The 14,478-nt window shown below is 63.4% G+C and carries 12 protein-coding genes; 2 read left to right on the forward strand and 10 right to left on the reverse strand.

Annotated features, from left to right (window positions below; translation table 11 throughout):
- Positions 1–22: 22 nt before the first annotated feature.
- The 4 genes from FCK22_RS05765 to hemC form a co-directional block, all read right to left on the reverse strand.
- The gene (locus tag FCK22_RS05765) at positions 23–1,732 is read right to left on the reverse strand and encodes a hydantoinase B/oxoprolinase family protein (protein WP_067262778.1); all 1,710 of its coding nucleotides are present in this window, start codon (positions 1,730–1,732) and stop codon (positions 23–25) included.
- Positions 1,733–1,736: 4 nt separating this feature from the next.
- Positions 1,737–3,812 (reverse strand): hydantoinase/oxoprolinase family protein, encoded by a 2,076-nt coding sequence (locus FCK22_RS05770; RefSeq protein WP_067262776.1) that lies wholly within the window; start codon positions 3,810–3,812, stop codon positions 1,737–1,739.
- Positions 3,813–3,874: 62 nt separating this feature from the next.
- Positions 3,875–4,807 (reverse strand): LysR family transcriptional regulator, encoded by a 933-nt coding sequence (locus FCK22_RS05775; protein ID WP_067262773.1) that lies wholly within the window; start codon positions 4,805–4,807, stop codon positions 3,875–3,877.
- On the reverse strand, positions 4,804–5,751 hold the full coding sequence (gene hemC, locus FCK22_RS05780) for a hydroxymethylbilane synthase (protein WP_067262771.1): 948 nt from the start codon (positions 5,749–5,751) through the stop codon (positions 4,804–4,806). Before hemC ends, FCK22_RS05775 begins: the two co-directional genes overlap by 4 nt.
- An 84-nt stretch (positions 5,752–5,835) precedes the next feature.
- Here hemC and hemE point away from each other — a divergent pair, with 84 nt between their 5' ends.
- Positions 5,836–6,876 (forward strand): uroporphyrinogen decarboxylase, encoded by a 1,041-nt coding sequence (gene hemE, locus FCK22_RS05785; protein ID WP_067262769.1) that lies wholly within the window; start codon positions 5,836–5,838, stop codon positions 6,874–6,876.
- A gap of 419 nt (positions 6,877–7,295) precedes the next feature.
- On the opposite strand, the gene hemF is transcribed toward hemE, so the two are convergent.
- On the reverse strand, positions 7,296–8,177 hold the full coding sequence (gene hemF, locus FCK22_RS05790; RefSeq protein ID WP_067262767.1) for an oxygen-dependent coproporphyrinogen oxidase: 882 nt from the start codon (positions 8,175–8,177) through the stop codon (positions 7,296–7,298).
- Between the two features lie 18 nt (positions 8,178–8,195).
- Positions 8,196–8,726: an isopentenyl-diphosphate Delta-isomerase gene (gene idi / locus FCK22_RS05795; protein WP_067262764.1), complete on the reverse strand. Its 531-nt coding sequence runs from the start codon at positions 8,724–8,726 to the stop codon at positions 8,196–8,198.
- 195 nt (positions 8,727–8,921) lie between these two features.
- Here idi and FCK22_RS05800 point away from each other — a divergent pair, with 195 nt between their 5' ends.
- A complete protein-coding gene (locus tag FCK22_RS05800) occupies positions 8,922–9,392 on the forward strand; it encodes a c-type cytochrome (protein ID WP_067262762.1) in 471 nt (156 codons plus the stop codon).
- Positions 9,393–9,451: 59 nt separating this feature from the next.
- Here the strand turns inward: FCK22_RS05800 and FCK22_RS05805 are convergent, their stop codons facing one another.
- The 4 genes from FCK22_RS05805 to FCK22_RS05820 are packed head-to-tail and all read right to left on the reverse strand — an operon-like array spanning position 9,452 to position 14,438.
- Positions 9,452–10,597 carry an iron-containing alcohol dehydrogenase gene (locus FCK22_RS05805; protein WP_067262759.1) on the reverse strand — a complete coding sequence of 382 codons (1,146 nt, stop codon included), beginning with the start codon at positions 10,595–10,597 and terminating at the stop codon, positions 9,452–9,454.
- Between the two features lie 3 nt (positions 10,598–10,600).
- A complete protein-coding gene (locus tag FCK22_RS05810; protein ID WP_067262757.1) occupies positions 10,601–11,974 on the reverse strand; it encodes an aldehyde dehydrogenase family protein in 1,374 nt (457 codons plus the stop codon).
- Between the two features lie 2 nt (positions 11,975–11,976).
- On the reverse strand, positions 11,977–13,341 hold the full coding sequence (locus tag FCK22_RS05815; RefSeq protein ID WP_067262754.1) for a glutamine synthetase family protein: 1,365 nt from the start codon (positions 13,339–13,341) through the stop codon (positions 11,977–11,979).
- A 59-nt stretch (positions 13,342–13,400) separates the two neighbouring features.
- A complete protein-coding gene (locus tag FCK22_RS05820) occupies positions 13,401–14,438 on the reverse strand; it encodes a TRAP transporter substrate-binding protein (protein ID WP_136720278.1) in 1,038 nt (345 codons plus the stop codon).
- Positions 14,439–14,478 lie beyond the last annotated feature (40 nt).

A 14,478-nucleotide genomic window follows, 5' to 3' on the forward strand; every position in this document is an offset into this window, starting at 1 on the left:
AAGCCTTTGAGCGGCCACTCTTTCACAGTTCGGCGCCTTTGCGGATGGCCTCTTGCACCTCGGCGATCTCCTCGGCGCTCAGACCATAATCCGCCGCCGCCACCTCGGCGCTGATGTAGCCGCGCAGAAAGTCGCGTTTGACCTGCGCCTTGGGGCGTTCCTCGGCGGGGCCGTAGCCGGCGCCGCCCGGGAAGGCCATCATCACCTTCGCCCCATGTGGCACGAACTGTTTGCCCTTGCCGCGCATCGGCGTGCCGTCATCGCGGGCGATGGTGGTGGGCGCGCCGGGCTTGCCGCCCTGTCGCCCGCGCGCCGGGTGATCGACGCGGTCAAACATGGCCTGCATGTCGAACTCATGCCCCTCGCGTGCGCCGACCACCATGTATTGCCCCAGCCCGCCGCGCTGGCGGCCCGCGCCGCCGCTGTCGGGGCGCAACTCCTTGCGCCAGATGACGACGGGACCGGCATGTTCCGTGGCCTCCACCGGCATGGTCATCACGCCCGAGGGGAAGGCCGTGGCATTGAGCCCGTCATGCTGCGGCCGCGCGCCCGAGCCGCCGGAGTTGAAGGTCAGCACCTCGGCCCGGCGCGCGCCTGCGGGCGCTTGCGCATCGGTGCGGGGGCGCAGGCTGACTTGGAAGTTGCACAGACACCCTGCCCCCTCGGCCGGCACGAGGTTCGGCAGGATCTGATCCAGCGCTGCATAGACCGTATCGGGCACGAAGTGACCCACGATATGCCGCAGCGCCACCGGCGCGGGGTGGACGGCGTTGACGATGGTATCTTCGGGCGCGGTGATCCGGAACGGCTCCAGCGAGGCGGCGTTATTAGGAATTTCCGGCGCGATGGCGCATTTCAGCGCGTAGCAGGCATAGGCCTTGGTATAGACCAGCGGGCAGTTGATGCCCTTCTTGTCGATCCCGCTGGTGCCCGCGAAATCCGATAGGATGTGATCCTCGGCGATGCTCACGGTGACCTTCAGCGTGATCGGCGTGTCGAACCCGTCAATGGTCATCTCGCCTGTCGCCCGCTGGCGCGGCAGGGCGGCGATGCGCTCCAGCGTGGCGCGGCGCGAGTTGTCGAGGATGAAGGCGGCGATGCCGGTGAGATCGTCGAGGGCGAACTCTTCCATCATGTCGATGAGGCGGCGATGGCCGATCTCGTTGCAGGTGGTCAACGCGTAGATGTCGCCGATCAGCTGATCCGGCTCGCGCACATTGCCACGGATGATCCGCACCAGCGTCTCGTCGACCTTGCCTGCATCGGCGAACTTCATGATCGGTAGATAGAGCCCTTCTTCGTAGACGCTCGCCGCATCCGCGCCGAACCCGCGCCCGCCGATGTCGACGATATGCGCGGTGCAAGCGAAGAACCCCACGAGTTTGCCGCGGTGGAAAGAGGGCGTGACCATGGTGATGTCATGCAGGTGGCCCGTCCCCTCCCAAGGGTCGTTGGTGATATAGACGTCGCCTTCGAGGATGTTCTGCCGCCCGATGCGTCGGATGAAATGCGCCACCGCGTCGGCCATGGCGTTGACATGGCCCGGCGTGCCGGTGACCGCCTGCGCCAGCATCCGGCCATCGGTGTCATAGACCCCGGCCGAAAGGTCGCCCGCCTCGCGCACCGAGGTCGAAAAGGCGGTGCGCACCAGCGCCTGCGCCTGCTCCTCGACCACCGAGATGAGGCGGTTCCACATGACCTGATAGGCGACGTTGGAATGTGTCTGTGCCATGGGCTTACCCTTTCACGGTGATGTCGATGCAGCCGTCGGGCTGGCAGATCGCCCGGCGCGAGGCGGGCAGGATGATCGTCGTCTCATCCTCGGTGATGGCGGCGGGGCCTTCGGCGGTCTGGCCCGGGGCCATCTGACCGCGCAACACGACGTCGGCCTCGCAGTATTCAGAAAGCGCCGGGTCGAAAATGCGCCGTGTTAGAGCCACATCCGCCGCATTCCCCGGCGTCTCTTCCGCGACCCGCGCGACTACTTCGGGCGGGGTGGTGGCATTGACCGACCAAACCGTGATCTCGATGTCCAAGCCCTCGACGGTGCGACCGAAAAGCTTGGCGTAATCGGCCTCAAACAAGACCTCGAAACGCGCGGCATCGGGGTTCAGCGCGTCCGCCTCGTCCAGCACGATGGGGATCTCCCAGCCCTGCCCGCTGTAGCGCATGTAGACCTTGTATTCCGACAGGATCTCGGCCCCGGCATCGCAGTTGCGGACAAAGCCCCTGGCCTCGTCGCGCAGTTCCGCCAGCAGCGTCTTGATGCGAGTCGCGTCGAAATCCGACAGCTTCATATAGACCGAGCGGTTGGCCTCGAAGCTGAAGGGCGCGCGCAGGAAACCGATGGCCGAGCCGACCCCGGCCCCGGGCGGCACCAGCAGGCGCTCGACGCCGAGCTTCTCGCACAGCCGCCCGGCATGCAGCGGGGCCGCGCCGCCGAAGGCGATCATTGTGTAGTCGCTGGGGTCCTCGCCGTTCTCCACCGCATGGACCCGCGCGGCATTGGCCATGTTCTCGTCCACCACCTCGGCCAGACCGAAGGCGGCGGTGGCAGCGTCCATGTCGAGTTCCTGCCCGATGACCTGATGCAGCGCAGTCTCTGATTTGGAGGTTTCGAGCCGGATCGAACCGCCGGCGAAATTGTCGGGATCGAGTTTGCCCAGCACCAGATCGGCATCGGTCACTGCGGGCTTCTGACCGCCGCGGCCATAACAGGCCGGTCCCGGCTCGGAGCCCGCGCTTTCCGGCCCCACGCGGATCTGCCGCATGGCGTCCACATGGGCAAGGCTGCCGCCGCCCGCGCCGATCTCCACCATGTCGATCACAGGGATCGAGATCGGCATGCCGGAGCCTTTCTTGAAGCGATAGGTCCGCGCCACCTCGAAGACCCGGCTGGTCTTGGGTGTCTGGTTCTTGATCAGGCAGATCTTGGCCGTGGTGCCGCCCATGTCGAAACTCAGCACTTTGTCGAGCCCATAGCGCGCGGCAATATTGGCGGCAAAGACCGCCCCCCCTGCCGGGCCGGATTCCACCAGCCGCACCGGGAATTCGGCGGCGCTTTCGATCGAGATGATGCCGCCGCCCGAATGCATCAGGAAGATGTTGCAAGAAACCCCCTCTTCCTGCAGCCGCCCTTCGAGCCGTCCGAGGTAGCTCTTCATCAACGGCTTGATATAGGCATTGGCGACCACGGTGTTGAACCGCTCATACTCGCGCATCTGCGGCGAGACCTCGGAGGAGATCGAGATCATGACGCCGGGCAGACGCTCTTCCAACACCTCGCGGACCATGCGCTCATGCGCGTCGTTCAGATAGCTATGGATCAGCCCGACCGCGACACTTTCATAGCCCGCTTCGGCAATGCGGTCCGCCAGCGCCTCGACCTCGGCACGGTCGAGCGGCAGCAGAACCGCCCCCGTGGCATCGACACGCTCGCTCACCGTGTAGCGCATCTGGCGCGGCAGCAGCGGTTCGGGGAGGTTGAGGTTCAGATCATATTGCTCGAACCGGCTTTCGGTGCGCATCTCGATCACGTCGCGGAAGCCCTGGGTGGTGATCAGCGCGGTCTTGGCCCCGCGCCGTTCGATCAGCGCGTTGGTCGCCAGCGTGGTGCCGTGGATGATCTGCGTGAGATCGGCGGGCGTGATCCCGGCCTTGGCGCAGACCTGATGCATCCCGTCGATGATCGCGTTCTCGGGCGCGGCATAGGTGGTCAGCACCTTGGTCGAGAAACTCTCGCCGCCCTTTTCCAGCACCACGTCGGTGAAGGTGCCGCCGATGTCTACGCCCAGTCGGATGGTTGATGCCATGTCTCACTCCTGTTTGGACGCAGGATAGGGGTGGGCACAGCATCGGTGCAAATTATTATATTCTATGGGTGTGAAAGATTTTTTCGATCCTCAACATCGAAGCTTCGGGCGCAATCCCGGGCCAGTTCGGCAGCGCGGGCGACATAGGCGGGGGTGCGATCCGCGTGATAACGCGCGGCGACTTGCAGCGGGCGCGGGTGCCATTCGGCGGGCAGAATCCGCAGCGCCCCATCGGCCAGCGCGGCTGCCACCATCACACGCGGCATCACCGCCACACCCATCCCGTCGAGCACCATGTTCATCGCCGCCGACAGGCTGCTGGAGGGCACCAAACGGGCCTTGGGGGCGGTCGTGCCGTCGAAATGGCCGATAAGATCGGAATGGGCCTGCGTGTGGCGCGCATGGCCTAGTACCGGATGGCGCAGCATCGCGGAAAAATCGGGTGCGGGGCCGATCTGGGCGGCCAATTCCGGCGCGGCCACCCAGATGTAGTCATAGGTCGCCAAGTCCAGCTGGCCACTCGCCGGGGTCGAGAAGGGTGCGGTTTGCAGGGTCAGGTCGAGCGCATGGGCGGCAAGCTCCTGATCCAGATCGCGCGACAGATCGACGGTAAGTTCGACAGTGAGATTGGGATAGACCTCAGCCAGAGCGCGCAGAAAGGGGCGCAGCCATGTGCTGGCAACCACTTCGGTCACCCCAAGGCGGAGGCTGTCGTCGATCAGGTCGGGCCGCGCGGCGGTCTCGACCAGCGCTTCGGCCTCGCGCAGGACACGGCGGGCTTGGGCCAGCAGGGCGGTGCCCTTTTCGGTGAGCCGGATCGACCCGGCATCGCGCTGCATCAGGGTGACGCCCAAGGTTGCCTCCAGCCCGGAAATCCGGGCCGAGATATTGGGCTGTGTCGTGTTCAGATGCGCGGCGGCGCGGCGGAAACTGCCGAGGTCTGCGACCCAGATCAGCGCTTCAAGCTGTTTCAGCGTGAAGAGATTGCCGATCATTCGCGCCAGTCAAAGAAACCCGGTCCGGCTTCGGCCAGTAGCTTGCGGGCCATCGCCTCACCCGCCGCGGCGCCGTCGGAAATGGCGCAGGTCACGTCATCGCCGATCGCATCAGACCCGTCGGGGCGCAGCACCTGCCCGCGCAGGCGCATCTCGCTGCCGTTGAGTTCGGCCAGACCGGCGATGGGCGTCTCGCAAGAGCCATCGAGCGTGGCGAGGAACGCGCGTTCGGCAGCAAGCTGTTCGCCAGTCTTGCGGTCATGGATCGCCGAGAGCATCTCGGCGGCGCGGCTGTCGTCCTCGCGCCGCTCAACCCCAATGGCCCCCTGCGCGATGGCGGGCAGCATGTCGTCGGGGTGCACGGCGGCCTGCGGCACGTCGTCCATTTGCAAGCGGTTCAGCCCGGCCATGGCGAGGAAGGTCGCCTCGGCCACACCGTCATCCAGCTTCTTCAACCGGGTTTGCAGGTTGCCACGGAATTCGACGACTTCCAGATCCGGGCGGCGCAGTTTCACCTGCGCGCGGCGGCGCAGGCTGGAGGTGCCGACGACCGCGCCTTCGGGCAACTCGCTAATGGATTTCAGATGTGGCGAGATGAAAGCATCGCGCCAATCCTCGCGCGGCAGATAGGTATCGATCAACAGCCCCTCGGGTTGGAGTGTCGGCATGTCCTTCATCGAATGCACCGCGATGTCGATGGAGCCGTCCAGCAGCGCGGCCTCGATCTCGCGGGTGAACAGCCCCTTGCCGCCGATCTCTTTCAGCGGGCGGTCGATGATCTTGTCGCCCGTGGTCTTGATCACAACGATGGTGAAAGCCTCGAACGGCAGATCGAAGGCGGCGGCGAGCCGGTCGCGCACCTCATTCGCCTGCGCGAGCGCCAGAAGCGATCCGCGTGTGCCGATGTTGAGGGGCCGGGCCGGGGTGGGAAGCTGATACGTCATGACGCATCCCTACCCCCGTCGACATGAACTGACAACTGCTGTACCTGCGCTACCTACGGGTTTGCCACAAATAGGAACGCCATAATGACTGCGAACAAGACCATCCTGCGCGCCCTTGCGGGCGAAACCCTGCCGACGCCGCCGATCTGGATGATGCGGCAAGCCGGGCGCTACCTGCCCGAGTATCGCGCAACCCGGGCCGAGGCGGGCGATTTCCTGTCGCTGTGCTACAACCCGGAACTGGCCGCCGAGGTGACGTTGCAACCGATCCGCCGCTATGGTTTCGACGCTTCGATCCTTTTCGCCGACATCCTACTGGTGCCACAGGCGCTTGGCGCCGATCTGTGGTTCGTCACCGGAGAGGGGCCGCGTCTGTCGACGATCACCACCAAGGCCGAGATGGAAGCGCTGAAACCGGCGGACGCCATTCACGACCACCTTGCCCCGATTTACGAGACCGTGCGCATCCTGTCGCGCGAACTGCCCGAAGAGACGACGCTCATCGGTTTCGCAGGCGCGCCTTGGACGGTGGCGACCTATATGATCGCGGGCAAAGGCACGCCGGATCAAGGGCCAGCCCACGCGCTGAAGGACGAGAACCCCGAGGTATTCGATGCGCTGATGGAGCGGATCACGCTGGCGACGATCGAATACCTCGACATGCAGATCAAGGCGGGGGCCGAGGTGGTAAAGCTCTTCGACAGTTGGGCCGGATCGCTGGAAGGCACGGATTTCGACCGCTATTCGACAGAGCCGCTGCGCCAGATCATCAGCGCGCTGAAGGCGCGTCATCCGGGCGTGCCGGTGATCGCCTTTCCGCGTGGAGCCGGGGCGCGTTTCGCCAATTTGCATGCCGCCACCGGGGCCGATTGCATCGCCGTCGATGACGGGCTGAGCGCCGAGTGGGTGGCCGAACATGTGCAGCCGCATGGCTGTGTGCAGGGCAACCTGAAGTCCTCGCATATGGTGACGGGTGGGGATGCGCTGGTGCAGGAGACGCGGGCGATTTGCGATGCGCTGTCGAAGGGGCCGCATATCTTTAATCTGGGGCATGGGATCACGCCGGATGCGGATCCTGAGAATGTGCAGTTGATGATTGATACGGTGCGCGGGACGCGGGGGTAACTAGCCTCATTAGACAAGGGCCATCGCCTGCCCGCGGGTGGGCGATCTGACGGCTGGCATAGCCACTTTATGTTTCAGCCTTGATGTGCGCCCTCGAAGTCACGCCAAACCTTACCAAATCGCCTACCCGGTGGGGCGGGCAGGCGATGGCCCGGCGCCTGCGGCTTGACTCCGGGCCGGGATGGTAACCGTCACCGAAGGGTCAGCGCCTGACCGCGGGTTGGCGTACCGGAGGCTGTCAAAGCCACTTTATGGTTCAACCATGATGTGTGTCCGACACGGGGCGCCCAGCCTAACCAAATCGCCTACCCGTCCGGGCGGGCAGGCGATGGCCCGGCGCCTGCGGCTTGATTCCGGGCCAAGGTGGTAACCGTCACCGCTCGGTCTCGCCGAGACTTGGTTCCGGGACTAGGTTCTGCTTACACCCACTTCGCCATCGGCGGCAGGCTCATCAGAACCGCATCCGGATCATGCCCCGTCTCCAGACCAAACTTCGTCCCCCGGTCATAGACGAGGTTATACTCGGCATAGATCCCCCGGTGGCGCAGTTGCACGTCCTTGTCGTCCATGTCCCACGGAATCTCGCGCCGTTTGTCGACCACGGGCACATAGGCGGGCAGGAACGCGCGGCCCACATCCTGTGTCAGCGCGAAATCCGCCTCCCAATCGCCGCTGTTGCGGTCATCGTAAAAGATGCCACCCACACCCCGCGCGCGTTTGCGATGGGGGATGTAGAAATACTCATCCGCCCAAGCCTTCAACTCATCATAGAGCGTGGCCCCATGCGGATCGCAGGCGGCCTTCATCTCGGCATGGAAATGGTCGGTGTCCTCGTCATACTCGATACAAGGGTTCAAATCCGCACCGCCGCCAAACCACCATGCATGGGGGGTCCAGAACATGCGGGTGTTCATATGCACCGCTGGCACATGTGGGTTTTGCATATGCGCGACCAGACTGATGCCCGAGGCCCAAAAGCGCGGTTCTTCGGCCATGCCGGGCAACCCCTTGCGCGCGGCCATGGCGGCCTGCGCCCGCTCGCCCAACTCGCCGTAGACGGTGGAGATATTCACGCCCACCTTCTCGAACACACGCCCCCCGCGCATGACGGACATTTCACCGCCACCGGCGTCCGATCCATCGGGGGCAGTACGGGTGGTGTTGCTGACCACGAAACGCCCGGCCTCTTCCTCGCCCACATGACGCGCTTCGATGTGGTGAAACGCCTGAACGATGTCATCGCGAAGCTTGCGGAACCAATCCGCCGCGCGTGTCTTTTGATCTTGCATGTCGTCGGTCATCTCTGGCCCGCCTTTCTGTTATTCCATCGCCCCGCCGCCAAGGATCAGACCTTCGTGTTCGGCCATGTAAATCCGCAGCCAAGGCGTATATGCATCGGGGTGCTGCGCGAGGTCGGCATGTAGATCGCCGAGGGTGATCCAGCGCGTCGCCATCACCTCATCAGGATTTTCCATGATCGTCAGATCCGGCGCGGCATGGGCGAGATAGACCTCAACCACCTCATGCTCGATCAGCCCGCCGCCGACATCGGCACGGTATTCGACCCGGCCCCGGTGCTGCAAGGTCAGCCCGGTGATCCCCAACTCTTCGTCCAAACGCCGCGCGGCGCAGTCCTCGGACGGCTCATCCCAATGCGGATGCGTGCAGCAGGTGTTCGCCCAAAGACCGGGGGTGTGATATTTGCCAAGCGCGCGCTGCTGCATCAGCAGCTTGCCGTTGGAGATGACGAAAACGGAAACCGCCATATGCCGCAAACCGCGTTCATGCGCGGCGAGCTTTTCGACCGGTTGCAGGGTGCCGTCGACCCAGGCGGGGACCATGATCTCCATCAGATGCGGCTTACCGTTGTGTTCATCTCACCCTCGGCGCAGAAGAAATTCACCGGCAGTTATCGGGGGATTTCCCCCTAGTCTCAACCGCTAACCGGCCCGCCCTGCGCCCGTGCTACCTTTTGGCGCAGTGAGCATCCTTTACCCCTTCGCCCCAAACGCTAGTTTCAAGCCAGACAGACAAAGGAACTCACAATGAACATGCGTATCGCGTCGATCTTCGCCATCTACCTTGGGGCCACCCCCCTTTGGGCGGAAAGCCATGCCTCCGGTGACGCCGAAGCCGGGGAAAAGGTCTTTCGTAAATGCAAAAGCTGCCACATGATTTCGGATGATGAGGGCAACGATATCCAAAAAGGGGGCCGTACGGGGCCGAACCTTTATGGGATCTACAACCGCGTGGCGGGGTCCGTCGAAGACTACCGCTATGGCGATTCCATCGTGGCTGCGGGCGAGGCCGGGCTGACATGGGACGAAGAGAGTTTCACAGGCTACGTCGCCGACCCCAAGGGGTTTCTGGCCGAGTATCTTGATACGAAACGGGCCAAGTCGAAAATGTCTTATCGTCTGAGAGACGAGGAAGACGCGAAAGACGTATGGGCCTATCTGGTCTCCGTCGGGCCGGAAGTGACCGAGACTGAAGAAGCGGCAGAGCCGACCGAGTAATTCGCGCATTCAGCGCAATGCGAAAGGGGGGCCATCTGGCCCCCCTTTTTTGTTTTGGATCAGAAGCAGTCGCGCAGCAGTTGCGTGACGTTCTCTTTGTTAAGCTCAATGGGGTTGCCACCGCAGCTGGGGTCTTGCAGGGCCGAGGCCACCAGCGCGTCGATGTCGGGGTCGGTCACCCCAAGGGCAGTCAGCGAGCTGGGGATGTTCAACTCTTCGTTCAGCTTGCCGACGAAATCGTAGAACCCGTCAGAGCCGCCCACGATATCAAGATAGGCCGCCGCCTTGGCCAGCCGCTCCTCGATTGCGGGGCGGTTCATGCGCAGAACCGGCTGCATGACCACGGCGTTGGTGGTGCCGTGATGCGTGTGATGCACCGCGCCGATCGGGTGGCTGATGGCATGGATCGCACCCAGCCCCTTTTGGAACGCCGTAGCGCCCATGGCGGCTGCGGACATCATATGACCCCGCGCCTCAAGATCACTGCCATCGGCATAGGCGCGGGGCAGGTATTCCTTGACCAGACGCATCCCTTCCAGCGCCATGCCTTGGCTCATCGGGTGGTAATGCGGCGAGCAGAAGGCTTCGAGACAATGGGCGAAAGCATCCATCCCAGTGCCTGCCGTGATCATCGGCGGCATGCCGACGGTCAGTTCTGGGTCGCAGATCACGACGGCGGGGAGCATCTTGGGGTGGAAGATGATCTTTTTCTCATGGGTCTGGGAATTGGTGATGACGCTGGCACGCCCCACTTCCGAGCCTGTGCCGGCGGTCGTCGGCACGGCCACGATGGGCGCGATGCCGCCGGCGTCGGCGCGGGTCCACCAATCGCCGATATCCTCGAAATCCCACAGGGGGCGGGTTTGGCCCGCCATGAAGGCGATGACCTTGCCCAGATCGAGACCGGAGCCACCGCCAAAGGCGATCACACCGTCATGGCCGCCGTCGCGGTAGACCTTGATGCCCGCCTCGGCGTTCATCTCGGTCGGGTTCGGGTCAACGTCTGAGAACATCGCGCGGCCCAGACCTTCGGCCTCCATCAGGTCCAGCGTGGACTGGGTGATGGGCAGATAGGCCAGCCCCTTGTCGGTGACCAGCAGCGGCTTCTTGATACCCGCGGCGGCGCAGGCCTCGGCAATCTCTTTAATCCGGCCCGCGCCGAAACGGATGGCGGTAGGGTAAGACCAATTGGCAGTCAGGGACATGTCTCAGGCTTTCTTGAGGTGGTAGGATTTGGGGCGTGTCAGCGCGTGATAGCCCAGTTCAGACAGGCCCGCGCCGCGCCCGGTTTGCTTGCAGCCGGTCCAGCACAGCGCCGGGTCCAGATAGTCGGCACGGTTCATGAAGACGGTGCCGGTTTCCAACCGCTGGCCGATGGCCTCGGCGGCCTCGGCATCGGCGGTAAAGATCGCGGCGCTGAGGCCAAACTGGCTGTCGTTCATCAGCGCAATGGCTTCTTCGTCGTCCTTGACCGGCATGATGCCGACAACGGGGCCGAAGCTTTCGTCACGCATGACGCGCATCTCATGGGTCACATCGGTGAGCACCTGCGGGGTCAAATAGGCACCGCCATCGTCGGCGGGCATTCTATCGATGTGCGCCTTGGCACCAGCGGCGACGGCCTCATCAATCTGCGCGCGAACCTCATTGGCGAAACGCACATTGGCCATCGGGCCGAGCGTCGTGGCCTGATCCAGCGGATTGCCGAGGTTGAGGTTATTCACCCATGCCACGGCTTTCTCGACAAAGGCGTCATAGAGGCTTTCGTGCACATAGATCCGTTCGATCCCGCAGCAGCACTGGCCCGCGTTGAACATCGCCCCGTCCATCACGCCATCAACCGCCGCGTCGAGATTGGCATCGGCCCGGACATAGGCGGGGTCTTTGCCGCCCAACTCGGTCGCGACGCCGGTGAAAGTGCCCGCCGCCGCGCGCTCCATCGCCTGACCACCGCCGACAGAGCCGGTGAAGTTGACGAAATCAAAGGCGTTGTCGGCGATCAACGCCGAGGTGGTCTCATGGCTCAGCACGACGTTCTGAAACACATCCTCGGACACGCCGGCGGCGCGGTAGGCATCGGCGAGGTGTTCACCGACCAGAATGGTCTGCGAGGCATGCTTCAGGATCACCGAATTGCCCGCGATCAGCGCAGGCGCGATGGTGTTGTTCGCGGTCATATAGGGGTAGTTCCACGGTGCCACGACGAAAACCACGCCATGCGGCTCACGCATAATCTTGCGGCTGAAGGCGGCGCTGTCCTCGATCACCTTGGGCGCCAGCGCATCGGCGGCGATCTTGGCCATGTGGCTGGTGCGCTCCTGCAGCCCGCCGAACTCACCGCCGTAGCGCACCGGGCGGCCCATCTGATGGGCCAGTTCCTCGGTCATCCGGTCGGTGGAATTCTCAATCTCTTTCAGCGCGGCCATCACCAGATCGACACGCTCCTGCAAGGGGCGCGCAGCCCATGCCTTTTGCGCGCGGCGCGCGCGGGCGACAGCCTCTTGCGCTGCTTCCGTGCTCAGGGTTTCGCGCTCCGCATAGACCGAACCGTCAATCGGAGAGATACATTTTACCGTCGTCATTCTCAGGCCCTTTCAAAGCCGCGGGCGATTTCCCAATCGGTCACCACCCGGTCATATTCTTCCTGCTCCCATTCCGCCGCGCGGGTGTAATGGGTCACTACATCGTCGCCCAAGACCTCGCGCAGGAACGTCGAGCCGCGCAGGGTCTCGGTCGCTGCCCGCAGGGTCTGGGGGATATCGACAGCGTCGGACTCGCCATAAGCATCGCCGCGTGTGGGCGGGGCAAGCTCCATCTTGTCTTCGATCCCTTTGATTCCGGCAGCCAGCATGACCGTCTGCGCCAGATAAGGGTTTAGGTCCGATCCGCCAATACGGCATTCGACCCGCACGCCCTTTGTCCCTGCCCCGCAGAGGCGGAAACCCGCGGTGCGGTTGTCGACGGACCAGACGGTCTTGGTCGGGGCGAAGGTGCCTTTGGCGAAGCGCTTGTAGCTGTTCACATAGGGGGCGAGGAAATAGGTATATTCCGGCGCATAGGCGATCAGACCGGCCATATAGTGGCGCATCAGGTCGGACATGCCCAACTCGCCCTCGCTATCAAAGAAAGCCGCTTCGCCGTCTTTCCACAGCGACTGATGGACGTGGCTGGAAGAGCCGACGCGGTCCTTGTGCCACTTGGGCAGGAAGCTTGCCGCATGACCCTGCTGCCAAGCGATCTCCTTGACCGCATGTTTGGCAATCGTGTGATAATCGGCGCAATCAAGCGTCTTTGAATAGCGGATGTTGAGCTCTTCCTGACCGGCCTCGGCCTCGCCTTTGGAGTTCTCAATCGGCAGACCGGCGGCGAAGAGATGGTTGCGCAGCGGGCGCATCACGTTCTCTTCCTTGGTGGTCTGAAGGATGTTGTAGTCTTCGTTATAGCCGCTGATCGGCGTGAGGTCGCGGTAGCCGCCCTTGCGGATCGCGTCAAAGCTCTGCTCGAAAAGGAAAAACTCCAGCTCGGTCGCCATCATCGCGTCGAAACCCAGTTCCTTCAGCCGCGCGATCTGTTTCTTCAGCATGGCGCGCGGGGAATGCGGCACCGGCTGGTGGGTGTCGTGATCCAGCACGTCGCAGAGCACCATCACCGTGCCCTCGAGCCACGGCACCGGGCGGATCGTGTCGAGGTCCGGCTGCATCACATAGTCGCCGTAACCCGTCTCCCACGAGGTGGAGGCAAAGCCTTCGGGCGTGGCCATCTCAAGGTCGGTGGCCAGCAGGTAGTTGCAGCAATGGGTTTCTTTGTAAGAGGTCTCGACGAAGTTGACGGCATGGAAGCGCTTGCCCATCAACCGGCCTTGCATATCCACAAGGCAAGCAAGAACCGTATCGACGGATCCCTCTTTGACCAGTTTTTTCAGCGCGTCGAATGTCAGTGTGCCGGGCATGTTCTGTCCACTTCAGGGGGTAAGGCGGGGGCGCAGGCAGCGCGCCCCCGGTTGTCGGTTCAGCCGTTGGTGTAGGGCGGACCGGCTTTGTTGATGACTTCGTTATAGTCGCGGAAGATTTGCACAATCTTGGCGTGCACTTCGCCTTCTTCGGCGATCTCTGTCCAGAAGTCCTTGGCCGCGTTTTCAACCTCGGCCCATTCGTCGGCAGGCACGGTGCTGAGCTTGAGCTTGTCGCCCTGCGCCCGCAGACGCGCCTCGCCGCCCCAGTACCACTGGTTGCGGTAGGTGTGGCCTGCTTCGATCCCCGCCATGACCAACTGTTTGAGGTGATCCGGCAAATCGGCCCACTGCTGCTGGTTGACGAAGAACGACCCGATCCAAGCACCTGAGATGTTGTTGGTCAGGAAGTAGTCGGTCACATCGGCCCAGCCGACGGTGTAGTCCTCGGTGATGCCGGACCACGCCATGCCGTCGAGCTCGCCTGTTTGCACGGCGACCTCGGCGTCCTCGTAGGGAATGTTCACCGGCACCACGCCGAACTTCGACAGGAAGCGGCCCGCGGTGGGGAAGGTGTAGAGCTTCAGACCGTCCAGATCGGCGACCGATTTGATCTCTTTGGTGGTGTTGAAGTTGCAGGGGTCTTGGCCCGCAGCCGACAGCCATTCAACGCCGACCTTGGCGTATTCCTCTTTCCAGATTTCGGCCAAACCGTACTGGTTGAACAGCACCGGCACGTCGAGGATGTGCTTGGTGGCAAAGGGGAAGTAACCGCCGAATTGTTGCAGCGGCGTGGGCGAGGCCATGGAGTCGTCATCGGAATGCACCATGTCGATGGTGCCGCGCTGCATGGCTTGGAACAGCTCACCGGTGGGCACGATCTGGTCGGCGTAGAACAGTTCGATCTCCATCTCGCCATTGGCGGCGGCATTGATGTAATCGACCGCGGGTTTGGTCACCTGCTCACCCAGAGCGGCGCCGGCATAGGTCTGCATGCGCCATTTGATCGGCGCTTGGGCATGCACGATAGAGGGCGCGGCGAGGGCCGCAGGGGCGGCGACGGCGGCCCCGGATAGAAACTTTCTGCGAGTGGTCATACGTCTCTCCTTTGTTGAAATGTCAGGCCGTCTTTGCGCG

The organism is Sulfitobacter sp. 15WGC (assembly GCF_005068605.1).
GTDB lineage: Bacteria > Pseudomonadota > Alphaproteobacteria > Rhodobacterales > Rhodobacteraceae > Sulfitobacter > Sulfitobacter faviae.